The sequence below is a fragment of the Streptomyces sp. NPDC001980 genome, assembly GCF_040296885.1.
GTDB lineage: Bacteria > Actinomycetota > Actinomycetes > Streptomycetales > Streptomycetaceae > Streptomyces.
Genome location: NZ_JBEOYD010000021.1, coordinates 20,801 through 46,429, shown reverse-complemented (window position 1 = coordinate 46,429; position 25,629 = coordinate 20,801). Strand labels below are relative to the sequence as shown.

Annotated in this window: 22 protein-coding genes; 17 read left to right on the top strand and 5 right to left on the bottom strand. The window is 72.3% G+C overall.

Annotated elements, in window-relative coordinates; genetic code table 11:
• Positions 1-8: 8 nt before the first annotated feature.
• The gene (gene sucD, locus ABT137_RS28970; protein WP_351714000.1) at positions 9-893 is read left to right on the top strand and encodes a succinate--CoA ligase subunit alpha; all 885 of its coding nucleotides are present in this window, start codon (positions 9-11) and stop codon (positions 891-893) included.
• A 193-nt stretch (positions 894-1,086) separates the two neighbouring features.
• Here the strand turns inward: sucD and ABT137_RS28965 are convergent, their stop codons facing one another.
• Positions 1,087-1,929, bottom strand: a complete 843-nt coding sequence (locus ABT137_RS28965; protein ID WP_351713998.1) for an RNA polymerase sigma factor — start codon at positions 1,927-1,929, stop codon at positions 1,087-1,089.
• Between the two features lie 96 nt (positions 1,930-2,025).
• Here ABT137_RS28965 and ABT137_RS28960 point away from each other — a divergent pair, with 96 nt between their 5' ends.
• Positions 2,026-3,711, top strand: coding sequence for a cell division protein PerM (locus tag ABT137_RS28960; RefSeq protein WP_351713996.1), 1,686 nt, complete (start codon positions 2,026-2,028; stop codon positions 3,709-3,711).
• A gap of 26 nt (positions 3,712-3,737) precedes the next feature.
• Here the strand turns inward: ABT137_RS28960 and ABT137_RS28955 are convergent, their stop codons facing one another.
• Positions 3,738-4,481: a hypothetical protein gene (locus ABT137_RS28955; protein ID WP_351713994.1), complete on the bottom strand. Its 744-nt coding sequence runs from the start codon at positions 4,479-4,481 to the stop codon at positions 3,738-3,740.
• A gap of 397 nt (positions 4,482-4,878) precedes the next feature.
• Here ABT137_RS28955 and purN point away from each other — a divergent pair, with 397 nt between their 5' ends.
• Together purN and purH are read left to right on the top strand one after the other, a co-directional pair.
• Positions 4,879-5,508, top strand: coding sequence for a phosphoribosylglycinamide formyltransferase (gene purN / locus ABT137_RS28950; protein WP_351713992.1), 630 nt, complete (start codon positions 4,879-4,881; stop codon positions 5,506-5,508).
• Positions 5,505-7,088, top strand: coding sequence for a bifunctional phosphoribosylaminoimidazolecarboxamide formyltransferase/IMP cyclohydrolase (gene purH / locus ABT137_RS28945; RefSeq protein WP_351713990.1), 1,584 nt, complete (start codon positions 5,505-5,507; stop codon positions 7,086-7,088). Before purN ends, purH begins: the two co-directional genes overlap by 4 nt.
• A gap of 81 nt (positions 7,089-7,169) precedes the next feature.
• Here purH and ABT137_RS28940 read toward each other — a convergent pair whose 3' ends face one another.
• Positions 7,170-7,766, bottom strand: coding sequence for an RDD family protein (locus ABT137_RS28940; RefSeq protein ID WP_351713988.1), 597 nt, complete (start codon positions 7,764-7,766; stop codon positions 7,170-7,172).
• A 229-nt stretch (positions 7,767-7,995) separates the two neighbouring features.
• Between ABT137_RS28940 and ABT137_RS28935 the strand changes: the two genes are divergently transcribed.
• The 5 genes from ABT137_RS28935 to ABT137_RS28915 all read left to right on the top strand — a co-directional run bounded on the left by ABT137_RS28935 (position 7,996) and on the right by ABT137_RS28915 (position 12,712).
• The gene (locus tag ABT137_RS28935; protein WP_351713986.1) at positions 7,996-8,850 is read left to right on the top strand and encodes a bifunctional methylenetetrahydrofolate dehydrogenase/methenyltetrahydrofolate cyclohydrolase; all 855 of its coding nucleotides are present in this window, start codon (positions 7,996-7,998) and stop codon (positions 8,848-8,850) included.
• Positions 8,840-9,268, top strand: a complete 429-nt coding sequence (locus ABT137_RS28930; RefSeq protein WP_351713984.1) for a DUF3017 domain-containing protein — start codon at positions 8,840-8,842, stop codon at positions 9,266-9,268. The genes ABT137_RS28935 and ABT137_RS28930 overlap by 11 nt, the downstream gene beginning before the upstream one ends.
• A 245-nt stretch (positions 9,269-9,513) precedes the next feature.
• Positions 9,514-9,990, top strand: coding sequence for a helix-turn-helix domain-containing protein (locus ABT137_RS28925; RefSeq protein WP_351713982.1), 477 nt, complete (start codon positions 9,514-9,516; stop codon positions 9,988-9,990).
• A gap of 344 nt (positions 9,991-10,334) precedes the next feature.
• Positions 10,335-11,375 (top strand): helix-turn-helix domain-containing protein, encoded by a 1,041-nt coding sequence (locus ABT137_RS28920; RefSeq protein ID WP_351713980.1) that lies wholly within the window; start codon positions 10,335-10,337, stop codon positions 11,373-11,375.
• A gap of 347 nt (positions 11,376-11,722) precedes the next feature.
• The gene (locus ABT137_RS28915) at positions 11,723-12,712 is read left to right on the top strand and encodes a malate dehydrogenase (RefSeq protein WP_351713978.1); all 990 of its coding nucleotides are present in this window, start codon (positions 11,723-11,725) and stop codon (positions 12,710-12,712) included.
• 69 nt (positions 12,713-12,781) lie between these two features.
• Here ABT137_RS28915 and ABT137_RS28910 read toward each other — a convergent pair whose 3' ends face one another.
• Both ABT137_RS28910 and ABT137_RS28905 read right to left on the bottom strand, forming a co-directional pair.
• Entirely contained in the window at positions 12,782-13,468 is a 687-nt protein-coding gene (locus tag ABT137_RS28910; protein WP_351713976.1) for a siderophore-interacting protein, read from the bottom strand.
• 38 nt (positions 13,469-13,506) lie between these two features.
• Positions 13,507-14,910, bottom strand: coding sequence for an MFS transporter (locus tag ABT137_RS28905; RefSeq protein ID WP_351713975.1), 1,404 nt, complete (start codon positions 14,908-14,910; stop codon positions 13,507-13,509).
• 100 nt (positions 14,911-15,010) lie between these two features.
• Here ABT137_RS28905 and ABT137_RS28900 point away from each other — a divergent pair, with 100 nt between their 5' ends.
• The 8 genes from ABT137_RS28900 to ABT137_RS28865 all read left to right on the top strand — a co-directional run bounded on the left by ABT137_RS28900 (position 15,011) and on the right by ABT137_RS28865 (position 25,615).
• Positions 15,011-15,955: a LysR family transcriptional regulator gene (locus ABT137_RS28900; protein ID WP_351713973.1), complete on the top strand. Its 945-nt coding sequence runs from the start codon at positions 15,011-15,013 to the stop codon at positions 15,953-15,955.
• A 586-nt stretch (positions 15,956-16,541) separates the two neighbouring features.
• Positions 16,542-17,243 carry a DUF2637 domain-containing protein gene (locus tag ABT137_RS28895; protein WP_351713971.1) on the top strand — a complete coding sequence of 234 codons (702 nt, stop codon included), beginning with the start codon at positions 16,542-16,544 and terminating at the stop codon, positions 17,241-17,243.
• 184 nt (positions 17,244-17,427) lie between these two features.
• Complete coding sequence (locus ABT137_RS28890) at positions 17,428-18,939, top strand: aldehyde dehydrogenase family protein (protein WP_351713969.1); 1,512 nt, start codon at positions 17,428-17,430, stop codon at positions 18,937-18,939.
• Between the two features lie 88 nt (positions 18,940-19,027).
• Positions 19,028-20,551, top strand: coding sequence for a GMC family oxidoreductase (locus tag ABT137_RS28885; RefSeq protein WP_351713967.1), 1,524 nt, complete (start codon positions 19,028-19,030; stop codon positions 20,549-20,551).
• Positions 20,551-21,756, top strand: a complete 1,206-nt coding sequence (locus ABT137_RS28880; RefSeq protein WP_351713965.1) for a quaternary amine ABC transporter ATP-binding protein — start codon at positions 20,551-20,553, stop codon at positions 21,754-21,756. The genes ABT137_RS28885 and ABT137_RS28880 overlap by 1 nt, the downstream gene beginning before the upstream one ends.
• Positions 21,756-23,690, top strand: a complete 1,935-nt coding sequence (locus ABT137_RS28875; protein WP_351713963.1) for an ABC transporter permease — start codon at positions 21,756-21,758, stop codon at positions 23,688-23,690. The genes ABT137_RS28880 and ABT137_RS28875 overlap by 1 nt, the downstream gene beginning before the upstream one ends.
• A gap of 2 nt (positions 23,691-23,692) precedes the next feature.
• Complete coding sequence (locus ABT137_RS28870; RefSeq protein WP_351713961.1) at positions 23,693-24,643, top strand: ABC transporter substrate-binding protein; 951 nt, start codon at positions 23,693-23,695, stop codon at positions 24,641-24,643.
• Between the two features lie 105 nt (positions 24,644-24,748).
• Positions 24,749-25,615, top strand: a complete 867-nt coding sequence (locus tag ABT137_RS28865; RefSeq protein WP_351713959.1) for a tyrosinase family protein — start codon at positions 24,749-24,751, stop codon at positions 25,613-25,615.
• The last annotated feature ends 14 nt before the right edge of the window (positions 25,616-25,629 follow it).

Genomic DNA, 25,629 nt, shown 5'->3' with positions numbered 1-25,629 from the left:
AACACACCATGGCTATCTGGCTCAACAAGGACAGCAAGGTCATCGTCCAGGGCATGACCGGCGCCACGGGCATGAAGCACACCAAGCTCATGCTCGGTGACGGCACCAGCGTCGTGGGCGGCGTCAACCCCCGCAAGGCGGGGCAGACCGTGGACTTCGACGGCACCGAGGTACCGGTCTTCGGTACGGTCGCCGAGGCCATCGAGAAGACCGGCGCCAACGTCTCCGTCATCTTCGTGCCGGAGAAGTTCACCAAGGACGCGGTCGTCGAGGCCATCGACGCCGAGATCCCGCTGGCCGTCGTGATCACCGAGGGCATCGCCGTGCACGACTCGGCGTCGTTCTGGGCGTACGCCGGCAAGAAGGGCAACAAGACCCGGATCATCGGCCCGAACTGCCCCGGCATCATCTCCGTCGGCCAGTCCAACGTCGGCATCATCCCGGGCGACATCACCAAGCCGGGCCGTATCGGCCTGGTCTCGAAGTCCGGCACGCTGACGTACCAGATGATGTACGAGCTCCGTGACCTCGGCTTCTCCACCGCCGTCGGCATCGGTGGCGACCCGATCATCGGCACCACGCACATCGACGCGCTCGCCGCGTTCGAGGCCGACCCCGAGACCGACCTGATCGTCATGATCGGTGAGATCGGTGGCGACGCCGAGGAGCGGGCCGCGGACTTCATCGCGAAGAACGTGACCAAGCCGGTCGTCGGCTACGTCGCGGGCTTCACCGCGCCGGAGGGCAAGACCATGGGCCACGCCGGCGCCATCGTCTCCGGTTCGTCGGGCACCGCCCAGGCGAAGAAGGAGGCCCTGGAGGCCGCGGGCGTCAAGGTCGGCAAGACCCCGACCGAGACGGCGAAGCTGGCGCGCGAGATCCTGGCCGGCTGAGCGTCGTTCTCGACGCCGGTTGACTGAACGTCGGTAGGCCCGTCCCCGGGGTGGGGGCGGGCCTACCGACGTTTGCGCCGGCCACGCCGGGTGGGTGCCTCCCCCACTCTCGGCTTCGCTCGAGCGGGGGGACCCCCATCGCCCACCCGTGCCGCCCTGCGGCACGCGTGCCCGCAGCTGAGTAACCCCGTAACTACCTCGCCACCGGCACCAGTCTCTCCGGCCCCTTCTCGGTGGCCCTCCGCAGCTTCGCCTGCAACGCCCGCTCCGCGGCGGACAACGGCCCCAGCCCCACCTCCGCCGGCACCCCGCTGATCGCCTGTGCCGGGCCGATCGGCGCCTCGTAGTGCGTCGGCGCCGTCCGCAGCGTGAGGGTCGTCGCCGCGATGATCGTCGCCGTGAAGGCGAGCGCGGACCGGGTCCAGAAACGGGTCCGCTGTTCGGCGTACGTCCGCACGGTGGGCGGCTGGGCCGCCCGCAGCCGCTCCGTCGAGGCCAGTTCGGCCAGCCGCCGGTGCAGCGCGCCGGGGTCGGCGAGTTCCGGCACCTGGCCGGCGACCAGCCGCCGCGCTCGGGTCAGCCGGCCGGCCGCGGCCGGCGTGCTCGCCTCCGTCTCCGCCGCGGTCTCCGGCAGGTCGAGGCCGACGCCGTCGTACAGCAGGAGCGTGCGCCGGTACGTCGGCGGCAGCTTCAGCAGCGCCTCCAGGAGCGCGCGGTCGGCCGCGTCGGCCGGCGGGGGCTCGGGGTGGCGGTGGCGCAGCCGGAGGCGGTGCCAGGGGGAGAGCGCACACTCGTGCGCCACCGCCCGCACCCAGCCGGCCGGGTCCCGGTCGCGGGCCACCTGCGGCCAGTTCTGCCAGGCGAGTTGGAAGGCCTGCTCGACGGCCTCCTGCGCCAGCTCCCGGCGGCCGGTGAGCAGGTAGGCCTGCCGCACCAGGGCCGGGGCGCAGAACGCGTAGAGCGCGTCGAAGGCCTGAGCGGGCGTCAGAGCGGGGGACGGTCCGGCCTCGTCGGTACGGGCAGGGCTCTGCGTCATCGGGCGCACCTCCCTTCGAAAAAGCACATAAACATATATTGGGCGACACTTCGTCTGTTCCCCGGTTACGACGGGAAAGCGCGTGTCGTTGGGAGCATGGCGGTCGTGATTCGGATGACCGCCCGCCGACCGTCGTTGCCGTCCCGCCGATCGTCGTCACCGCCGCTGCTCAGCCGGGTGCGCGACCGTTCCCCGGGGCTGGGCGCGAGCCTGGCGGCCGGTGCGCTCGCGGCCGGGCTCGGACTCGGATCCTTCGCCGTACTGGCGATCGCGCTGTGGGTCAGCTCGCCGTACCCCGACAGCGGACCGGGCGGCGCGCTGCACGTCGCCGCCGCGCTCTGGCTGCTCGCCCACGGCGTGGAACTGGTCCGTACCGACACGCTGTCCGGGGTGCCGGCCCCGGTCGGGGTGACGCCGTTGCTGCTGCTCGTCCTGCCCGCGCTGCTGCTGTACCGGGCGGCGCGGTACGCGGTGGACGCGCCGGACGGCGACGACCCCGACGCACCGCCGCCGGTCCGCGCCCGTACGGCCTGGGCCGGGGTCGTCGCCGGCTACCTCGGCGTCGGCGGCTGCGCCGCCCTGTACGCGTCCGGCGGCGAACTGCGGCCCCAGTGGGCGTGGGTGGCGGTGTGCCCGCCCCTGCTCGCGGCGTGCGCGGCGGGCGCGGGGGTGTGGACGGCGTACGGCCGTCCGCGTGAACCGCTGCTGAGCCTGGTGCCGGTGCTGCCGGGTGCGGTACGGCGGCGGCTGCTCGGGCGCGACACGCGGGTGCGGTGGGGTACGGCCCTGCGCGCGTCCCTGGCCGGGACGGCCGTGTTCCTCGGGGGCGGGACGCTGCTGCTCGCGGTGTCGCTGGTGGGGCACGGCGAAGCGACGCGGGCGTCGTTCCTCCAGCTGACGGAGGGCTGGACGGGCCGGTGCGCGGTCCTGTTCCTCTGCGTCTCGCTGATCCCGAACGCGGCGGTGTGGTCCGCGTCGTACGCCGTGGGCCCCGGCTTCGCGCTCGGCGCCGGGCACCTCGTGAACCCGCTGGCCTCGGATCCGGCACCGCTGCTCCCGCCCTTCCCGCTGCTGGCGGCCGTGCCGCAGCACGGTCCCGGAACCCCGGTGAACTGGGTGGCCGGGGTGGTGCCGGTGGTGGCCGGGGTGACGGTGGCGTGGTTCGTGGCGGCGCGGGCGGCCGAGCGGCGCTGGTCGGCCGAGCGCACGGCCGGGGTGGTGGCACTGGCGGCACTGCTCGGCGCGCTGCTGGTCGCGGCGCTGGCCGAGCTGGCGGGCGGCCCGCTGGGCGTCGCCGCGCTCACCTGTTTCGGCCCGGTCTGGTGGCAGACGGGTGCGGCGACCGGCGGCTGGCTCCTCGCGGTGGGCCTGCCGGGAGCCCTGGCGCTGCGGGCGTGGCGGAGGGCGGGCGCCGCCTCACTCGCCGCATGGCTGGGGTTCGCCGGGCGGACGCCGCAGGACGGGCAGGCCGCGGCGAAGGAGCAGACGCAGGGGAGCCGCACACCGTCGGCCTCGACCCCCGCCTCGACTCCGGCCTCGGGTCCGGCTCCCGCTCCGGCCCTCGCTCCGGCCCCGGTCTTCGTGACCGGACTGCTGCCCGATCAGATCGACGGCGACGGCTACGCCTCCGAGCGGTACGAGGCGCTGCCGGCCGAGCCGCACGAGGTGCTGCCCGTCGACCCGCTGCCGGGCCCCTGGGAGGACGAGGCGGCGCGCAAGGCCCGCTGGACGGCGTTGCGGAAGCTGTCCGAGCCGGACGCCGAGGACACCGACGGCCCCTGAACCGCCCGGCGGCGTCCCCTGTCGCGTCAGCTGTTCCCGCTGCCCAGGACGCCCCGCAGCTCCTGCGGCAGCAGATGGTCGCAGGACTGCTTGGCCTCGTTGGTGAGGGCGTCCGAGACGCAGGTGTAGTAGTCGCGGTAGACCATCTGGGCCGTGAAGTTGGCCGCCACCAGGGCCAGCGCCAGGGACGCCGTCACCAGGCCGCTGATCGCCGCCGTCGTCTGAGGGCGGCCGGTGGCGGCCTCGTCCGGGTTGCGGGGCTTGGCGCGGAGTGCGCTGATGCCCCAGTACACGGCCAGGGCGCCGAGCAGCAGCGCCACGTACGGCCAGCTGAAGAGCGCGAAGAGGAAGGCCCACATGCCGCACAGCAGGGCGTACCGCGCCCGCCGCTGGGCCGGGTCGGTGGGGTCCCAGCGCATGCCGGAGCCGCCGGGACCGCCGGGACCGTTCTGGCCGCCGCCCCCCGGGCCGCCGTCGGGGCGCTCGCCGAAGCCGCCGGACTGCCGGCCGGGCTGGCGGTCGCTCCACTGACTGCCCCACGGGGCTTCCCGGTCGTCGTCACCGGCCGGGCGGCGCGGCCGCCACGGGCTGTCCGGCGTGCCCTCCGGCGGCGGGGCGAAGGGGTTGTCGTCCTGCTGGTCGCCCTTCGGCCGGTCCGAGGGCGCGTCCGGCGGCGAAGCCGGCCGCTCCCGCAGCAGCACGGCGGAACGCGTCCCTCCCTGTACCGACTGCGGGGGGAGCATACGAAGTCCCAGGCTGCGGTCCGGCATCAAGTGAGCGTCTTCCCCTAGATCAAGATGAACAGAACAGAGCTGATGGATCGGCTGGATGCGGATCTGGATTGCGGATCTGGATTACGGATACGGGCACAGATACGGATACGGATACGGCGGACGGCTGCGGGCGATCGGCACAGCAGCCGAAACGACCGCCTACCCCGTGAACGCGTCGTATCCCGGACGCGTTCCCGCCTCGGTACCTCCCAGACGCTACCTTCCGGCCACGCCCCCGTCCCGTGGGGGCCGCCCGGTGTGCCGGTATCGTTGCTGACGGTCGGCCGCTTCGTAGACTTCCCCGTATCCCGGGGCGCGAAGCACTCGTACGAATGTACAAAGCGGGTGCGGGGCCGGCCGCCGTACCGACGCTCCCCCGAGAAAGGGCCCCACCGTGGCCGCCAAGCCCGTGGCCAAGCGCCTCGTCGTGCTGGTCTCCGGATCCGGCACCAACCTCCAGGCGCTCCTCGACGCGATCGCCGAGCACGGCGCCGAGGCCTACGGCGCCGAGGTCGTCGCCGTCGGCGCCGACCGGTCCGGCATCGAGGGGCTCGCGCGTGCCGAGCGGGCCGGGATCCCGACGTTCGTGACCAGGGTGAAGGACCACGGGACCCGGGAGGAGTGGGACCGGGCGCTGGCCGACGCCGTGGCCGCCCACGAACCCGACCTGGTCGTCTCCGCCGGGTTCATGAAGATCGTCGGGAAGGAGTTCCTGGCGCGGTTCGGCGGGCGGACCGTCAACACGCACCCCGCCCTGCTGCCCAGTTTCCCCGGGGCCCACGGGGTACGGGACGCGCTCGCGTACGGCGCCAGGGTCACCGGCTGCACCGTCCACTTCGTCGACGACGGCGTCGACACCGGGCCGATCATCGCTCAGGGCGTGGTGGAGGTCCGGGACGAGGACGACGAGAGCGCGCTGCACGAGCGCATCAAGGACGTCGAGCGAAGGCTGCTCGTCGAGGTCGTGGGGCGGATCGCCCGCAACGGCTATCGCATTGAGGGACGAAAGGTAGTTATCCAGTGACCGCCGAGAGCACTGTCACGGCCGAGAGCGGCAAGCGGGCCATCCGTCGCGCGCTCGTCAGCGTCTACGACAAGACCGGGCTCGAAGAGCTCGCCCGCGGACTGCACGAGGCCGGTGTCGCGCTCGTCTCCACCGGCTCGACCGCCGCCCGCATCGCCGCCGCCGGCGTCCCCGTCACCAAGGTCGAGGAGCTCACCGGCTTCCCGGAGTGCCTGGACGGCCGGGTCAAGACCCTGCACCCCAAGGTGCACGCCGGCATCCTCGCCGACCTGCGCCTGGAGGACCACCGGCGCCAGCTCGAAGAGCTCGGCATCGAGCCGTTCGACCTCGTCGTCGTGAACCTCTACCCGTTCCGCGAGACCGTCGCCTCCGGTGCCTCGCCCGACGAGTGCGTCGAGCAGATCGACATCGGCGGCCCCTCGATGGTCCGCGCCGCCGCCAAGAACCACCCCTCGGTCGCCGTCGTCACCAGCCCCGCGCGGTACGCCGACGTCCTCAAGGCCGTCGACGAGGGCGGCTTCGACCTCGCCACCCGCAAGCGGCTCGCCGCCGAGGCCTTCCAGCACACGGCGTCGTACGACGTGGCGGTGGCGTCCTGGTTCGCCTCGGAGTACGCCCCGGTCGACGACTCGCAGTTCCCCGACTTCCTCGGTGCCACCTGGGAGCGCGAGAGCACCCTGCGCTACGGCGAGAACCCGCACCAGCCCGCCGCCCTCTACGTGGACGCCGCCGGCGGCGGTCTCGCCGAGGCCGAGCAGCTGCACGGCAAGGAGATGTCGTACAACAACTACACGGACACGGACGCCGCCCGCCGTGCCGCGTACGACCACGACGAGCCGTGCGTCGCGATCATCAAGCACGCCAACCCCTGTGGCATCGCCATCGGTTCGGACGTCGCCGAGGCGCACCGCAAGGCCCACGCCTGCGACCCGCTGTCCGCGTTCGGCGGGGTCATCGCCGTCAACCGGCCGGTGAGCCGGGAGATGGCCGAGCAGGTCGCCGAGATCTTCACCGAGGTCATCGTCGCGCCCGACTACGAGGAGGGGGCTCTCGAAGCCCTCGCCAGGAAGAAGAACATCCGGGTGCTGAAGGCGCCGGGCGCCCCCGCCAACCCCGTCGAGGTCAAGGCGATCGACGGCGGTGTGCTGCTCCAGGTCACCGACCGTCTCCAGGCCGACGGCGACGACCCGGCCAACTGGACCCTCGCGACCGGCGAGGCGCTCAGCCCCGAGGAGCTGGCGGAGCTCGCCTTCGCCTGGAAGGCCTGCCGGGCCGTGAAGTCCAACGCCATCCTGCTCGCCAAGGACGGCGCCTCGGTCGGCGTCGGCATGGGCCAGGTCAACCGCGTCGACTCCGCGAAGCTCGCCGTCGAGCGGGCGGGCGAGGAGCGGGCGCGCGGTTCCTACGCCGCCTCCGACGCGTTCTTCCCGTTCCCCGACGGCCTGGAGATCCTCACCGCGGCCGGCGTCAGGGCCGTGGTGCAGCCGGGCGGTTCGGTCCGTGACGAACTCGTCGTGGAGGCCGCGAAGAAGGCGGGCGTGACGATGTACTTCACCGGGACGCGGCACTTCTTCCACTGAGCCGCCGCACAGCGAGCCCGAACACCAGGGCCGTGTCCCCCGCAGCGGGGGACACGGCCCTTGGAGTGTTTCGGCGACCGCTCAGTTGCTGCGGATCACGATCGTGCCGCACACCTTGTCCGCGAAGGTCTGACGCTTGGCGTCCCACGCCGGCCACAGGTAGCCGAGGTAGCAGGGCAGGCCGTCCAGGATGTGGGCCAGCTGGCGCACGAACGCCATGCCCGCACCGATCGGCTGGCCCGTCTCCTCCTTGAGCGTGCGGGTGCCGACCGCCTTCTTGCCCAGGCTCTGGCCGGTACGGCCTTCCAGGATGATCTGGTAGATGAACAGGCCGATCAGGCCGAGGAAGCCGATGATCGTCAGCGCGGGGGTGCTCTTGCCGGCGCCCACCAGCACGAGGACGTACGGAATGCCGTACAGCAGCGAGTCGATCAGCCTGCTCAGGAAACGCCAGCCCCAGTTCGCGTACGGCGGCGTCGCGCCGTACCCCTGCTGCGGGTAGCCGTAACCGCCCTGCTGCGGGTAACCCGGCTGCTGCGGGTAGCCGTAACCCTGCTGCGGCGGCACACCCTGCGGGGCCTGCTGGTAGCCGGGCTGCTGCGGGTAGCCGTAGCCGGGCTGGCCCTGCTGCGGGTCCTGCGGCTGACCGTAGGGGTTGTTGGGCGCGCCGAAACTCATGACGGGTTTCCTCCGTTTGACCTGCGGGGACGACGCGGACAAAGACGGAGGTACGTCATGATCTGAGCGGTTTGCCCCCCATCGGACCGCGATACTGCGCCGCTCATCGTTTAGTACGGGCGTGTTGTTGTCCACCCTGATTCGCGATGTGTTGTGCAAGTGCAACATCATTGATCTTGACCGCACACCCGACTGGAACCGGGAGACCGGCATCCGCGAGGATGGAGCCATGACCGCCCAGATTCTCGATGGCAAGGCCACCGCAGCAGCGATCAAGTCCGATCTGACCGCCCGCGTGGCGGCGCTGAAGGAGAAGGGCGTCACGCCCGGCCTCGGCACGATCCTGGTCGGGGACGACCCCGGCAGTCAGAAGTACGTCGCCGGCAAGCACCGCGACTGCGCGCAGGTGGGCATCGCCTCCATCCAGCGTGAACTCCCGGCCACCGCGACCCAGGAGGAGATCGAGGCGGTCGTCCGCGAGCTCAACGACGACCCCGCCTGCACCGGCTACATCGTCCAGCTCCCGCTGCCCAAGGGCATCGACGAGAACCGCATCCTGGAACTGATGGACCCGCACAAGGACGCGGACGGCCTGCACCCGATGAACCTCGGCCGGCTGGTGCTCGGCGAGCCCGCGCCGCTGCCCTGCACCCCCAACGGGGTGCTCACCCTGCTGCGCCGGTACGGCGTCGAGATCAAGGGCGCCGAGGTCGTGGTCGTCGGCCGCGGTGTGACCATCGGGCGCCCGATGCCGCTGCTGCTCACCCGGCGCAGCGAGAACGCCACGGTGACCCAGTGCCACACCGGCACCCGGGACCTCGCGTCGCACCTGAAGCGCGCCGACATCATCATCGCCGCCGCCGGCTCCCCGCACCTGATCCGCCCCGAGGACGTCAAGCCGGGCGCCGCCGTCCTCGACGTCGGTGTCTCCCGCAACGCCGACGGCAAGATCGTCGGGGACGTGCACCCCGGGGTCGCCGAGGTCGCCGGGTGGCTCTCGCCGAACCCCGGCGGGGTCGGGCCGATGACCCGCGCGGAGCTGCTCGTCAACGTGGTCGAGGCGGCGGAGCGCAGTGCCGGCTGACCGCGGTCACGAGCAGGGTGCGGGGCGCCGGGCGACCCGGCGCTTCCCGCTGTTCACCCGGGACACGGCGCGCCCCGAAGGGGGCGGCAGGGCCGCGTCGGGGGATCTGCCGGCACCGGCCCGGCAGTGGCCGATGCTGGCGGTGCTGGCGACCGTCGCGGTGGGGCTGCTGCTGACCTCGCTGGACCAGTTCCGGGTCGGCGCGCTGCTGATCGGGGCGGCGCTGCTGGCCGGGGCGGTGATGCGGTGGATACTGCCGAGCGTGGGGATGCTGGCGGTCCGGTCGCGGTTCACGGACATCGCCACGTACGGGGTGCTGGGGCTGGCGATCGTGCTGCTGGCGTTGATGGCGCAGCCGAAGCCGTGGCTGGTGATCCCCTATCTGAAGGACACGCTGCATTTCACGATGAAGAGCTAGCGGGTTCCCTGGCCGAAAGGCGGCCCGTCCCCTCCCCCGAGCAGGACGGACCGCCGTCGGGAATCAGCCTTCCCACCGCGCGGCGGCTGTTCAACGGCTGTCGGCCGGCTGTGGCAGAGAGGTGACAGTTCCGCCACGGGCCGCCCGTACTGCCACTGCCTGCGGGAACCGGCGGGCCGCCCACCGTCGTCACCCGCTCTGAACTGGCAACGAACTGGCAACGAGGCACGCCGTGGAGGTGCGTGATGGGCGGCTGGCAGCCGCTGCCGGAGGGACTCCCGCCGGAGGTGCGGCACTTCGTGGAGCAGTTGCGGCTCCTCAAGGACGACACCGGCCTCAGCCTGGTCGCGCTGGGCGCCCGCACCGCGTACAGCAAGTCCTCCTGGCAGCGCTATCTCAACGCCGTGCAGCCACCGCCCCGCCAGGCCGTCGTCGCGCTGTGCCGGGTCGCGGGCCTCGCCGGTGCGGACGCCGAACGGCACGCCGTGCGCTGGGAGCTCGCCGTCGAGGCCTGGCCGCGCCCCGCGACCCCGCCGGACCCGGACCGTCCGCCGGGCGCGGGGGAGGCGGAGGGGTACGAGGACGATCCGACCCTCCCGTGGTGGGACCGGCCGGCACAGGAACCGGCGCCCCGCCCGCACGGCCGCCTGCTGCTGTACGCGGTCCTGCTGCTGCTCGCCCTGCTCCTCGTGGCGGTCGTCGGCGCCGTGGCTCTCGGGTGAGCTGTGCCCCCTGTGACCTGCGAGGTCACGGCTGGATGACCGGTGTGTCGATGTGTTGACAAGTTCGCGGATATGTCACGGAGTCGACTCACAACCGGGCTAACGTGTCCAATCGGGACGAGCCGAGGGCCCGTTGGACCGTAGGGCGGGCGGCGTGCAACGGTGCATGCCGGACGGGTCGATGCTCCAGTGCGCCCCCTGCTCGGGGACTGTTCTCCGGGACCGCCGCATCCCGCTGGGTAGCCAGAACGGGGACCGGCGCGGGGGCACCGCGCGAGGGGAAACGCGGGGGAAGACACGGCACCGAACCGGGGGAAGAGGACCGGGGGAAGAGGGGGGAAGCAATGCCTCGTTGGAAAGCCCTGCCGGACGAACTCGATCCGCAGGTCAAGGAGTTCGCGACCCAGCTGCGGCGGCTCGTGGACCGCAGCGGCCTGAGCGTCGCGGCACTGTCCGACCGCACCGGCTACGCCAGGACGTCCTGGGAGCGCTATCTCAGCGGCCGTCTGCTGGCACCGAAGGGCGCGGTCGTCGCGCTCGCCGAGGTCACCGAGACCGATCCCGTCCACCTCACGACCATGTGGGAGCTGGCGGAACGGGCCTGGAGCCGTTCGGAGATGCGCCACGACATGACCATGGAGGCGATCCGGATCTCCCAGGCGCGGGCCGCGCTCGGGGAGTTCGGGGCACCGCCGGCCACGTCCTCCGGCGCCGACGGCGGCAAGGCGCCGCGCCTGGCGGGCAGCGCGGTGGCGATGCCGGGGATCGCCGGACCGGCGGGCGTCTCGCCCACCATCCCGCCCCAGCCGACGGCACCCGACGCGAACCGCCGGGAGGGCCCGGGCGCCCGCGGCCCGGCCGCGCCCCCGTCCCCGGCCCCGTCCGGTGGTGGCAGGCGGCGGCTGACGATGTTCCTCGCCGGGGTCGTCGGGGTGGTCGTGGTCATCGCCGCGGTCCTCTTCTTCACCGGAGGCGACGGCGGCGGCAGGAAGAACCAGGGCAACGGCGTCTCGGCCACCCCGTCCACCGCCACCAGCAGCGACCTCCCGGCCGGGGTGAAGTGCGCGGGCGCCGGCTGCACGGGCAAGGACGCGGAGGCCATGGGGTGCAGCGGCGACCTCGTGACCACCGCGAAGACCGTCACGGTCGGCGCGACCACGCTGGAGGTCCGCTACAGCCGGACCTGCGGCGCCGCGTGGGGCCGGATCACGGGCGCGGCCCGGGGCGACTCGGTCCGGGTCACGGCCGGCACCACCACGGAACGCGGCGACATCACGGCCGCCGGCGACACGATCGCGTACACGCCGATGGTGGCGGTGCGGGACGCGGCGGCGGCGAAGGCCTGCGCCACGCTGGCGTCGGGGCAGACAGGCTGCACGACGTAGGAGACGGCTGCGTATCAGCCTGTCCGGCGTTCGAGGACGAGGCCCGCGAAGAAATCGTCGGCACACAGGAATGCCGGCCTCCATCCTGGGCACGCGACACGTATCCCCCCACGGGAGTCCGGAAACCGGTACCCCCGAGTGGCGGCCGTCCTGTCTCACCTCTCCCGGACAGGCGGCCGCCTCTTTTGTGGGGTGAGCCACACCGACCCCTCGCCCTCCGGCATCCTTGATGCGCGATAGCCTGAGCGGTGGATCTCTTGATACCAAGAGATCGATCATTTGTACGTCCGCACCCCAGGGCACCCAGGGCAAGGACGCCCACCGCCAGCTGTCATACGGAGAACGCCATGACCCGCACTCCCGTGAACGTCACCGTCACCGGCGCGGCCGGCCAGATCGGTTACGCCCTGCTCTTCCGCATCGCCTCCGGCCAGCTGCTCGGCGCGGACGTGCCGGTCCGGCTCCGCCTCCTGGAGATCACCCCCGCGCTGAAGGCCGCCGAGGGCACCGCCATGGAGCTCGACGACTGCGCTTTCCCGCTCCTCCAGGGCATCGACATCAGCGACGACCCGAACGTCGCCTTCGACGGTGCCAACGTCGCCCTCCTCGTGGGCGCCCGCCCGCGCACCAAGGGCATGGAGCGCGGTGACCTCCTGGAGGCCAACGGCGGCATCTTCAAGCCCCAGGGCAAGGCCATCAACGACCACGCCGCGGACGACATCAAGGTCCTGGTCGTCGGCAACCCGGCCAACACGAACGCGCTGATCGCGCAGGCCGCGGCGCCGGACGTACCGGCCGAGCGCTTCACCGCGATGACCCGCCTCGACCACAACCGCGCGCTGACCCAGCTCGCGAAGAAGACGGGCTCCACGGTCGCCGACATCAAGCGTCTGACCATCTGGGGCAACCACTCCGCCACCCAGTACCCCGACATCTTCCACGCCACCGTCGCCGGCAAGAACGCCGCGGAGGTCGTGAACGACGAGAAGTGGCTGGCCGAGGAGTTCATCCCGACCGTCGCCAAGCGCGGCGCGGCCATCATCGAGGCCCGCGGCGCGTCCTCCGCGGCCTCCGCCGCCAACGCCGCCATCGACCACGTCCACACCTGGGTCAACGGCACCGCCGACGGTGACTGGGCCTCCATGGGCATCCCGTCGGACGGCTCCTACGGCGTCCCGGAGGGCCTGATCTCCTCCTTCCCGGTCACCACCAAGGACGGCAAGTACGAGATCGTCCAGGGCCTGGAGATCAGCGAGTTCTCCCGCGCCCGCATCGACGCGTCGGTCCAGGAGCTGGCGGAGGAGCGCGAGGCGGTCCGCGCCCTCGGCCTCATCTGAGCCTCCGATACCCCGACGGGCCCCGTTCCGGATTCCTCCGGAGCGGGGCCCGTTCGCGTCCGGTGGGCGTTACTCCATCCCCCGCTTCCCCGGTGTCCAGAACGGCTTGGTGAGCACCGCGCGCCGGTCCCACCCCGCCTCCTGGACCAGCACCTTCCGCACCGCCTGCACGGCCCGCGCCTCCCCGGCGACGTACGCCACCCCGCCGGGTTCGGGAGCGAGCCGCCGTACCGCCTCCGGCAGCGAGGTCTCGGTCCGGAGCACCCAGTCGAGGCGCTCCGCGTGGGTGAGGGGCAGCCGGTCGGCGGCCGTCTCCGTCTCGACGCAGCCGGAGATCCGGGCCTCCTCGGGCAGCGCCGCGAGCATCGCGCCGAAGGCGACCGCGGCCGTCTCGTCGCCGACGAAGACGTGGTGGTCGGCGTCGGGGCGCAGCGTGAAGGTGCCCTCGGGCCTGCGCAGCCGCACCTGCTCTCCCGTCCCGACGGTCCGGCCCCACCGGGCGCCCGGTCCGCCCTCGGTGTGGTCGAGGACGCACAGCTCGACCACGCCGGACGGGTCGTAGTGCCAGACCGAGTACGTCCGCAGGGTCAGGCCGGTGACCAGGACCCGGACCTGCTGGCCGGGCCGGACGTCGAGGCCGGCGAGCTGGTCGCCGTCGATGCGCAGGCGGCGCATCCGGGTGGTGATCTGTTCGGCCTCGGTGACGGTGCCGCGCAGGGTCAGCAGGTCGAGGACGGGGGACAGGAGGGCGGGCATCGGGGCTCCTCAACGGGCCGGGGTGTGCGGGGAGTTGCTCAGGCGCCGGTAGAACGCGATAGTACGTGTTCCGGACCGGACGCGATAGTGCGTGTCGGGGTGCGGCCGCCGTATCCGGCCACCACGAGCGCCGTCGCCGCGAGCACCAGCAGCGCGACGGTACGCAGGGCCGGGCCCATCCCGGAGGCGAGGTCGCTGTGTGCCGACAGGATCGTGCCGGTGACCGCGACCCCGAGGGCCGCGCCGGTCTCCCGGGCCGTGGTGCCCAGGCCGGAGCCGAGACCCGCCTGGTGCGGCGGGAGCGAGCTGACCACGCCGAGGGTGAGGGCGGGCATCGACAGGCCGGTGCCGGCCGAGATGACCAGCAGCCAGCAGGCGTACAGCCAGTACGGCGTGGCCGCATCGACGGTGGACGCGCCGAGCAGGCCGAGGCCGATCAGGGCGAGCCCGGCGCCGACGACCGCGCGCGGGTGGCCCGCCCAGCGGGCGGCGAGCCTCGGGACCAGGGCCATCCCGATCGTCAGCGGCATGATCGCGACGCCGGTCACGGCCGCGTCGTAGCCCTTCACACCTTGCAGGTACTGCGAGTTGACGAAGAAGAGGGAGAAGAGGCCGAAGAAGCCGGCCGCCGTGCCGAGGGACGCCGAGCGCAGCCGGGCGGAGGCGAAGACGCGGGGGTCGAAGAGGGGGCGCGGCGAGCGCAGGGCGTGCGCGGTGAAGAGCGTGGTCAGTGCGGCGCCCGCCGCGAAGGAGCCGAGGATGGGCGCCGACGTCCAGCCGTACGTCGTGCCCTCGATGATGCCGAACAGCACCGCCACCAGGCCCGCCGTCAGGAGCACGGTGCCGAGCGGGTCGAGGTTGCTGTGCGCGGAGCGGTCGGTGCGGGGGGTGACCAGGGCGACGGCCAGGGCGAGCAGGGCGGCCGGCGGGACCATGGCGGCGAACAGGGCCCGCCAGGGCAGGAACTGACCGACCAGGCCGCCGCCCAGGTTGCCGACCGCGCCGCCCAGGCCGAGGGCCAGGGTCCAGGAGGCGAGGGCGCGGGCGCGCCGCTCGGGGGCGGAGAGGCGGACCAGGATCGACAGGGTGGCCGGGGTGATCAGCGCGGCCCCGGCCCCGGACAGGCCGCGGCCCGCTATCAGCACGGCCGGATCCGGCGCGAGCGCGCTGGTGGCCGCGCCGGCGGCGAACAGGGCGAGGCCCGCGAGCAGGGCGCCCTTGCGGCCGTGCCGGTCGCCGAGCGCGCCGGCCGGGATGAGCAGGGCTGCGAAGGCGATGACGTAGGCGTCGACGGTCCACAGGATCTCGCTGTGCGAGGGGTGCAGGGACGACGCGGCCAGTTCGGGGATGAGCAGGTTGATGGCGGCGACCATGCTCTGCGCGACCAGCACGCAGGCGCACAGGACGAGCAGGACGGGGCGTTTCAGGGCGTGCGAGGGCACGGCTCCTCCCGGGAGCTGGTGGGTGGTGTGGGCTGCCCTGTCACCGTAGGCTCGGCGCTGACCTGCTTTCCAGTGCAACCTTTGCAAGGGACGACTGCGTATGACGCAATCCGCGGGATCCCCCGCCGGCCTCGACCTGAACCTGCTGGTCGCGCTGGACGTGCTCCTGGAGGAGCAGAGCGTGCAGGGGGCCGCGCGGCGCCTGCATCTGTCCGAACCGGCCATGAGCCGCACCCTCGGCCGGATCCGCAGAGCCCTCGGCGACCCGGTGCTGGTGCGCGCCGGGCGCCGGATGGTGCCGACCCCGCACGCGCTGGCCGTGCGCGCCGAGGTGAGCGCGGTGGTGGAACGCGCGCGGGCGCTGTTCGCGCCGGGCCGGGACACCGATCTGCGGACCGTCTCCCGGACCTTCACGATCATCGGCCCGGACGCGATCGCCGGCACCCACGCCGCCGTCCTCTTCGCCAGGGCCGCCGCGGAGGCGCCCGGCATCCGCATCCGCTTCCTCGCCGAGGCCCACGTGGACCTGCCGTACCTGCGGCAGGGCATGGCCGACCTGGAGGTCGGGGCGATCGACACCACCGCGCCCGAGGTGCGGGTGGAACATCTCCAGGAGGACCGCATGGTCGGCGTCGTACGGTCCGGACACCCGCTGCTGGCCGGCGAGCTGACGCCCGAGCGGTTCGCGACCGTCGCCGGTCACCTGAACGTCTCGCGGCGCGGCAAGCTGCACGGCCCCGTCGACGCCGCGCTGGCCGAACTCGGTCTGGAACGCCGGGTGGTGGGTACCGTCGGCACCTTCCCGGCCTCCCTCTTCGTGCTGCGCGACTCGGACCTGATCGGCCTGATCAGCTCCTGGGGAGTCCCGTTGGCCACCGCCCTGGGTCTCGTCACCTTCGAGGTCCCGCTGCCGTTGCCGCCGGTCCCCCTCGGCCTGGCCTGGCATCCGCGCCACGACGCCGACCCGGCGCACGCCTGGCTGCGGGGCTGCGTACGGGAGTTGGTGACCGAGGGGGCCGGGGCCGTTGTCGGTGCCGGGGCGTAGCCTTCGGGGCAGGGCTGACGGCACCCGGTCGGACGTGTGGTGGGAACCGCCCGTCGCCGGCACCGAACTCGACACCCTGATCGGTTCTCTGGAGCGGCACCGACACGTCGGGCAGGCCGACCTGATCCGGGAGTCGATCGACGGACGCGTGGGGGAGGATCCGCCGGTCCGCCGGCGGACTTCTGACCTGCGGCGATCCGGTCCCCCCGACCGGTCTCCCCACCCGGTCGCATCGCCGTTCATTTAAATTCAGTATTCACGGAGCGCAATCTCCCGCATATTTACAATTTCTTCGACTGTGACCCCGTGGGAATTATATAACTTCTCTTCCGGGTGACGGAATTCCCCCGAACGCTCCAAATCCCACCCAGTGTGACGGTCGTTAGGTGACCGTGACGCGATTGGACTGGTGCGCAGCCGAAGATCATCCGACAACTGTGCTCCGTTGGCCCGGTGGTATGGATATCACCTCATGCTCGGACCTGCTCGATGATTTCCTGACGAGAATCAATGCGATGGAAAATGAATATCGGCGGACCTTGGCAAATCTGTACGGGGCGTTCTGAGGCGGGTGCGGAGGTAATCGATGGACGGGATTCAGCACGACTCGGGGCCGGGTCTCTACGACCACACCGGCTTCTACGACCACCCCGGTCTCTACGACCACGCCTGGGGTGCCCCGGAGCCGGACGTCGCGCCGAGCGACTGGGACCCGGTCGAGGAGCTGGCGCAGATACTGTCCGCACCGACCGGTGTGACCACGGCCCCCACCCTGCTGGACGTGCCGGCCCAGCGCCGGGGCAGTCGCCGGCGGGTCCGCCATCGGGTCCGCCATGACTCCCACCTGCTCGACGGCGGCCGGAGCGTCACGCACATCACGATCCTGATCGCGATGGTCTCGCTGTGCGCGGTGTCCATGCTGGCCTGGTCGCTCTGCTACTCCTACGCGCAGCTGCGCGGCATCGCCTCGTCGGTGCTCCCCGGAGGGCTGGCGCGGTACTGGCCGCTGACGGTCTACGGCCCGTGGTTCGTGGCGGCGCTGTCCGTTCTGCGGGCCACCGCGCAGCGCCGGAGCGCGCGGCGGTCCTGGTGCGTCGTGCTGGCCGCCTCCGTCGTGGCCGTGGCCCTGTGCATCAGCCACTCCTCCCATGCGCTGCTGTCCTTAGTCATCTTCGGGATTCCGCCCGTCACCGCCCTGGTCTGCTTCTGGGAGCTCGTCGGCCAGATCTCGACCAAGAGCAAGCCCCGGCATGCCACGCCCACCGCATCGGCGGGCACCGCGCCCTGAACCCGAGGGCCATCGCCCTCCTCGGGGGTTTTATTCCGTTCTGTCCGACTGTTCAGTGACGCCGCACACTTTCGGCCGACGATTGCGCATGCAATCCGAGGCCGAGGGCAGGTGCTGGCGGTCCCCGAGTGTGACCCGGATGTCACGCAGGGGCACCGAACAGGAACGGAAGGCAATACCGATCATGGCGGACAGCACGGCACGAGCGACCATCCATGCCGGAGGCGACTGGCTGGCAGCGGTCTCCGGCGCGACACGCGAGATCATCGACCCCGCGGACGGCCTGCACTTCACCGTGGTCGCCGAGGGCGACGAGAAGGACGCCGAGACGGCGGTGGCCGCCGCCCGGCGCGCCTTCGACACCGGCGACTGGCCCCGGACCCCCGTCGCCGAGCGCGCCGCCCTGCTCCGCCGGGTCGCCGACCTCCTCGTACGCGACCGCGAACAGCTCGGTCTCCTGGAGAGCCGGGACGCGGGCAAGACCGTGGAGGAGGGCCGCGTCGACATCGACTGCGTCGCCGACGCCTTCCGCTACTTCGCCGACCTGGTCACCGCGGAGGGCGCGGGCCGGGTGGTGGACGCGGGCTCGGCCGACATCCACAGCGTCGTCGTATCCGAACCGGTCGGCGTGTGCGCGTTGATCACGCCCTGGAACTACCCGCTCCTCCAGGCGAGTTGGAAGATCGCCCCGGCGCTCGCGGCCGGCAACACGTTCGTGGTCAAGCCGAGCGAGCTCACCCCGCTGACGACGATCGCGCTGATCGAGCTGCTCGCCGAGGCCGGGCTGCCCGCGGGGGTCGCGAACCTCGTCACCGGCCCCGGCCACACCGTCGGCGCCCGTCTCGCCGAGCACCCGGACGTCGACCTGGTCTCCTTCACCGGCGGCCTGGTCAGCGGCACCAAGGTCGCCCAGGCCGCCGCACCCACCGTCAAGAAGGTCGCCCTCGAACTGGGCGGCAAGAACCCCAACGTCGTCTTCGCCGACGCCTGCGCCACGCAGGAAGGTTTCGACACCGCCGTCGACCAGGCCCTCAACGCCGCGTTCATCCACAGCGGCCAGGTCTGCTCGGCCGGCGCCCGGCTGATCGTCGAGGAGCCGGTCCGGGAGCGGTTCGTCGCCGAACTCGCCCGCCGGGCCGCCCGGATCCGGCTCGGCCGGGGCACCGCGGACGGCGTCGAGTGCGGCCCGCTCGTCTCCGAGCAGCAGCGCGCCAAGGTCGAGGCGTACGTGGCGTCGGCGCTGGCGGAGGGCGCGGTGCTGCGCGCGGGCGGCAAGCGCCCCGAACCGTCCGCCGACCGCCCGGCCACCGGCTACTTCTACGAGCCGACCGTCCTCGACCAGTGCCACCGCGAGATGCGGGTCGTACGCGAGGAGGTCTTCGGCCCGGTCCTCACCGTGGAGACCTTCCGCACCGAGGACGAGGCGGTCGCGCTCGCCAACGACACCGAGTACGGACTCGCGGGCGCCGTCTGGAGCGCGGATGCCGGCCGGGCCCGCCGGATCGCGGGCCGGCTGCGGCACGGCACGGTGTGGATCAACGACTACCACCCCTACCTCCCGCAGGCGGAGTGGGGCGGCTTCGGAAAGAGCGGGACCGGCCGCGAGCTGGGACCCGCCGGGCTCGCCGAGTACCGCGAGACCAAGCACGTCTACCAGAACCTCGCGCCGAAGCCGGTGCGCTGGTTCGCCGGCTGAGCCCACCCGGCCACCGTCCGCCAGAAGCCTTCGCAGCAGCGAGCCAGCGAGCCAGCGAGCCAGTAAGCCCTTTGGAGTACCCCCCCCCATGTCCCACCAGACCTACGACTATGTCGTCATCGGCGGCGGAACCGCCGGTTCCGTCATAGCCTCCCGCCTCACCGAGAACCCCGACGTCACCGTCGCCGTCATCGAGGGCGGCCCCAGCGACGTCGGCCGCGACGACGTCCTCACCCTGCGCCGCTGGATGGGCCTGCTCGGCGGCGAGCTGGACTACGACTACCCGACCACCGAGCAGCCGCGCGGCAACTCCCACATCCGGCACAGCCGCGCCCGGGTACTGGGCGGCTGTTCCAGCCACAACACCCTCATCTCCTTCAAGCCGCTGCCCTCCGACTGGGACGAGTGGGAGGAGGCGGGGGCCAAGGGCTGGGGCGCGGTGCCGATGGAGGCCTACTACGCCCGCCTCCTCAACAACATCGTCCCGGTCGACGAGAAGGACCGGAACGCCATCGCCCGCGACTTCGTGGACGCGGCCCAGGAGGCGCTGGGCGTCCCGCGCGTGGAGGGCTTCAACCGCCGGCCGTTCACCGAGGGCGCCGGCTTCTTCGACCTCGCCTACCACCCCGAGACCAACAAGCGGTCGAGCGCGTCGGTGGCCTACCTCCACCCGGTGCTGGACGAGCGCCCCAACCTGCATGTCCTCCTGGAGACCTGGGCGTACCGCCTGGAACTGAACGGCACCCGCGCCGAGGGCGTGCACGTCCGCACGAAGGACGGCGAGGACCTGCTGATACGGGCCCGGAACGAGGTCGTCCTGTGCGCGGGCGCCGTCGACTCCCCGCGGCTGCTGCTCCATTCGGGCATAGGCCCGGCGCCGGACCTCGAAGCCCTCGGCATCCCGGTCGCGCACGACCTCCCGGGCGTCGGCGAGAACCTCCTCGACCACCCCGAGTCGGTGATCGTCTGGGAGACGAACGGCCCGATCCCGGAGAACTCCGCGATGGACTCCGACGCGGGCCTGTTCGTCCGCCGCGACCCCGAACAGGCGGGCCCGGACCTGATGTTCCACTTCTACCAGGTCCCGTTCACGGACAACCCCGAGCGCCTGGGCTACGAACGTCCCGCGCACGGCGTCTCGATGACCCCGAACATCCCCAAGCCCCGCAGCCGCGGCCGCCTCTACCTGACCAGCGCCGACCCGTCCGTGAAGCCCGCGCTCGACTTCCGCTACTTCACCGACGAGGTCGACTACGACGGCCGCACCCTCGTCGACGGCATCCGCATCGCCCGCGAGATCGCGAAGACCGAGCCGCTGGCGGGCTGGCTGAAGCGCGAGGTGTGCCCCGGTCCGGAGATCGTCGGCGACGCGGAACTGAGCGAGTACGCCCGCAAGGTCGCGCACACGGTCTACCACCCGGCGGGCACCTGCCGGATGGGCGCGGCCGACGACCGACTGGCCGTCGTCGACCCCGAGTTGCGGATCCGCGGCCTGGACGGCATCCGCATCGCCGACGCCTCCGTCTTCCCGGCCATGCCGGCCGTGAACCCGATGATCGGGGTGCTGATGGTCGGCGAACGGGCCGTGGACCTCCTGAAGGGCGGTGCGTGATGAGTGGTACGACCCCTGTCTTCTCCGTCGACGGCCTGTGGAAGGTCTTCGGCCCCAAGGCCGACCGCGTCCCGGCGGACCCCGGACTGACCGGCCTGCCCGCGGCCGAACTCCGCACCCGCACCGGCTGCACGGCCGCGGTCCGCGACGTCTCCTTCGACGTCCGCAAGGGCGAGGTCTTCGTGGTGATGGGCCTGTCCGGCTCCGGGAAGTCGACCCTGGTCCGCTGTCTGACCCGGCTCATCGAGCCGACGGCCGGCCGGATCGCGATCGACGGCGAGGACGTCCGCGCGATGGACAAGGGACGGCTGCGGGAACTGCGCCGGCACCGCGCCGCGATGGTCTTCCAGCACTTCGGGCTCCTCCCGCACCGGTCCGTCCTCGACAACGTGGCGTACGGCCTGGAGATCCAGGGGGTGCGCAGGGCCGAGCGGCGCGCGCGGGCCGCCGAGGTCGTCACCAAGGTCGGCCTGGAGGGGATGGAGCAGCGGCGCCCCGGCCAGCTGTCCGGCGGCCAGCGCCAACGGGTCGGCCTCGCACGGGCGTTGGCCGTCGACCCCGAGGTCCTCCTCTTCGACGAGCCGTTCAGCGCGCTCGACCCGCTGATCCGGCGGGACATGCAGGAGGAGGTGGTCCGCCTGCACCGCGAGGAGGGCCGCACGATGGTCTTCATCACCCATGACCTGTCGGAGGCGCTCAAGCTCGGCGACCGTATCGCCCTGATGCGGGACGGCAGGGTGGTTCAGCTGGGCACCCCGGAGGAGATCGTCGGTTCGCCTGCCGACGACTACGTCCGTGAGTTCGTCCGGGACGTGCCGCGCGAGCAGGTGATGACGGTTCGCTCCGCCATGCGGGCGCCGGCGGAGACCGAGGCGCCCGACGGCCCTGCGGTCGGCCCGGAGGCGACGGTCGCCGAGGCGATCGAGGTGGTCGCGGAGGCCGGTGTCCCCGCGCGGGTCGTGGACGGGGACCGCTGCGTCGGCGTGGTCGACGCCGACACGTTGCTCGCCGTCGTGGCGAAGGCGGGTACGGGCAGCACTTCGGCCGCGGGCGGTCGGGGGCCGGTCGCGCAGTTCCCCGCGCCCCTGAAGGGGCGCTCCCCAGCCGTCGGCAGTCATGACGACCCAGCCGCGGGCGCGGCGGCACCCCGCGAGCGCGGGCGAGTGACACCCCCCGCCCCGCGCACCAGTCCGGAGGACGTCTGATGGCGACGATCACTGTGCCGAGCCCTCGTCAAGTGGCGCTCCCCGCCGGCCGAGCCGCCCGTAAGCTCCTGGCCCTCGCGCTGATCGCCGCCGTCCTGGTCCCCGTCGCCAATGCCCACTGGGCGTCCGCCCCCTGGCCCCACCACCTCACCGTCGACCTCTCCTCCCCCCTCACCTCCGCCAGTAACTGGGTCATCGACAACCGGGACACCCACCCCCTCTTCCTCTACTTCTTCGGCTACATCAGCGACGCCGTCGTCCTCACCGTCCGTGCCGTCTACCTCACCCTCCTCGCCGCGGGCTGGCCCGGTGTCACCGTGGTCGCCGCCGTTGTCGCGCACCGCGTCGCGGGGATGCGGCTCGCCGCCGGTACGGCCGCCGCGTTCCTCGCCTGCGGTGCGCTCGGCATGTGGGTGCCGACGATGCAGACCCTCGCGCTGATGGTCGTGGCCGTACTCGCGTCCGTGGCCGTGGGTTTCGTGCTCGGGCTCGGCGCCGGGCTCTCCGACCGGCTGAATCGCGCCCTGCGCCCGGTCCTCGACACCATGCAGGTGCTGCCCGCCTTCGCCTACCTCCTCCCCGTCGTCCTGGTCTTCGGCATCGGCGTCCCCGCGGCCGTCCTCGCCACCGTCGTCTACGCCGCCCCGCCCATGGCCCGGCTCACCGCCCTCGGCCTGCGCGGCGCCGACCCCGAGGTCCTGGAGGCCGTGGAGTCGCTCGGGGCCACCCGCGCGCAGCGGCTGCTGACGGCCCGCCTCCCGCTCGCCCGCAGGGAACTCCTCCTCGGCCTCAACCAGACGATCATGATGGCGCTGTCGATGGCGGTCATCGCCTCCGTCATCGGCGCCGGCGGCCTCGGCGACCGTGTCTACCAGGCCCTCGCCTCGGTCGACGTCGGCGCGGCCCTCGCCGCCGGTATTCCGATCGTGCTCCTCGCGGTCGTGCTGGACCGCATCACCGCGGCGGCGGGTGAGCGCGGCGACGTCCGGAAGCCCCCCGTCGGCCTCCTGTACGGCCTCGGCGCCACCGTCGCCGTCGCGCTCGCCGCCCGGCTCCTCGGCCGCCTCGACTGGCCCACCGCCTGGACGCTGAACTTCGCCGAACCGGTCAACCGCGCCGTCGACTGGATGACCGCGCATCTGTACTCGGGCGTGCCGGTGGTCGGCGGTACGGCGGACTTGGCGGGGCACTTCACCACCTGGGTCCTCGACCCCGTCCGCTCCGGGCTGCAGTGGCTGCCCTGGTGGGCGGTGCTGTTCGTGGTCGCCGCCCTGGCCTGGCTGATCGGCACCTGGCGCACCGCGCTCACCGCCGTCCTCGCGATGGCCGCGATCGGAGTGCTGGGGGTGTGGGAACCGTCGCTGGACACGCTGTCCCAGGTCCTCGCGGCCGTCGCCGTGACGCTCGTCCTCGGCTTCGCGACCGGTATCGCCGCCGCCCGCAGCGACCGCGTGGAGCGCGCGCTGCGTCCCGTCCTGGACGTCTTCCAGACCATGCCGCAGTTCGTGTATCTCATCCCGGTCGTCGCGTTGTTCGGTGTCGGCCGGGCGCCCGCCGTCGCCGCCGCCGTCGTCTACGCGCTGCCGGCCGTCGTACGGATCACCGCGCAGGGGCTGCGCCAGGTGGACCCGGCCGCCCTGGAGTCCGCGCGGTCGCTCGGCGCGACCGGCCGTCAGCAGCTGCTGCAGGTCCAACTACCCCTTGCACGGCCCGCGTTGCTGCTCGCCGTCAACCAGGGCGTGGTACTCGTCCTCGCCGTCGTCATCATCGGCGGCCTGGTGGGCGGTGGCGCCCTCGGGTACGACGTCGCCTTCGGTCTGGCCCAGGGCGACCTGGCGACCGGGCTGGTGGCCGGTGCCGCCATCGTCTGCCTGGGGCTGATGCTCGACCGGGTCACCCAGCCCACGGAACGCCGTACGCGGAAGGGAGCGTGACCATGCGCCGTACGACACTCGTCGCCGCCGCCTCCGTCCTCGTCCTCGCCACCGGCTGCGGTGCCGCCGACATGACCAAGCAGGCCTCGCCGTTCGCCAACGCGCAGGGGTCGAAGACCGTGACCCTGTCCGTGCAGTCCTGGGTCGGCGCGCAGTCGAATGTGGCTGTCGCCCAGTACCTCCTTGAGCACAAGCTGGGGTACCGCGTCGACACCGTGCAGGTCGACGAGGTCCCGGCCTGGGACGCGCTCAGCCAGGGACGCGTGGACGCGATCCTGGAGGACTGGGGGCACCCGGACCAGGAGAAGCGGTACGTCGAGGACAAGAAGACCATCAGCCGGGGCGGGGAGCTCGGGGTCACCGGGCACATCGGGTGGTTCGTGCCGACCTATCTCGTCAAGCAGCACCCGGACATCACCGACTGGCGGAACCTGAACAAGTACGCCTCGCTCTTCCGCACCGCGGAGAGCGGCGGCAAGGGGCAACTCCTGGACGGCTCACCGTCGTACGTCACCAACGACAAGGCGCTGGTGAGCAACCTGAAGCTGGACTACCAGGTCGTCTTCGCCGGTTCCGAGGCCGCCCAGATCACCCAGATCAAGCAGTTCGCCAAGGAGAAGAAGCCCTTCCTCACGTACTGGTACGCACCCCAGTGGCTGTTCAAGAAGGTGCCGATGACCGAGGTGCGGCTGCCCGCGTACAAGGAGGGGTGTGACGCCGACGCGGCCAAGGTCGCCTGCGCCTATCCGCACACCCCGCTGCAGAAGTACCTCAACACCGACTTCGCGCACAGCGGGGGCAAGGCGGCGGCCTTCCTGAAGAAGTTCACGTGGACGACCGAGGACCAGGACCAGGTCTCCCTGATGATCGCCGACCAGAAGCTGAGCCCCGAGGAGGCCGCGAAGAAGTGGGTGGACGGCCACCCCGAGGTGTGGAAGCGGTGGCTGTCCTGAGCCCGCCGCCGGGCGTGGTGCCCCGTCACCGGTCCGGCCGTAGGCGGGTGACCCGAAGGTATGTCCGGCGGTTACCCCTCCGGCCGATGCCCGAGGGAGGCGCACGTGGTCTACACCCGGAAGAACGTCAACAAGCTGACCCGAGCCGAGCGGCGCCGGTTCGTGGACGCTCTGCTGGAGGTCAAACGCCGCGGTGAGTACGACGAGTTCGTCCGGATCCACATCGCGCACAACTCCGCCGACCGGGAACACCGGTTGCGCACCGCCCACATGGCACCCTCCTTCCTGCCCTGGCACCGCAGGCTGCTGCTCGAACTGGAGCGCGCGCTGCGCAGGGTGGACGCGTCGGTGACGGTGCCGTACTGGGACTGGACCCGTGACCGGGCGCCGAACTCCCTGCCGTGGACCGATGATCTGCTCGGCGGCAACGGACGGCGCTCGGACCGGCAGGTGATGACGGGTCCGTTCGCCTACCGGGCGGGCCACTGGAAGATCACCGAGAACGTGACCGACGTGCACTACCTGACCCGCGATCTCGGCCACGCCCGTGCCCCGATCCAGCTGCCGACCGGCCGCGACGTCGAGTTCGCGCTGGCCGACCCGGTCTACGACAGCTGGCCCTGGAACTCGGCCGTCACCCGCGGCTACCGCAACAAGCTGGAAGGCTGGGGGAGCGGCCGGGGCAGCGTCTCCTGGCGGAACCACAACCGGGTCCACCACTGGGTCGGCGGGGTGATGGTCAGCGCCGCCTCCGTCAACGACCCGGTGTTCTGGCTGCATCACTCCTTCGTCGACCTGCTGTGGACCCGCTGGCAGCAACGGCACCCCGGACACACGTACCTTCCCACCGAACCTCCCGGCGCGGGCGACCCCCAGCGCGGCCGGGTCGTGGCCCGGCACGAACGGCTGCCGCCGTGGGACGTCACGCCGGCCGAACTGGAGGACGTGCGTGGGATCTACAGGTACGAGTGAGGTGGGGGCGCTTG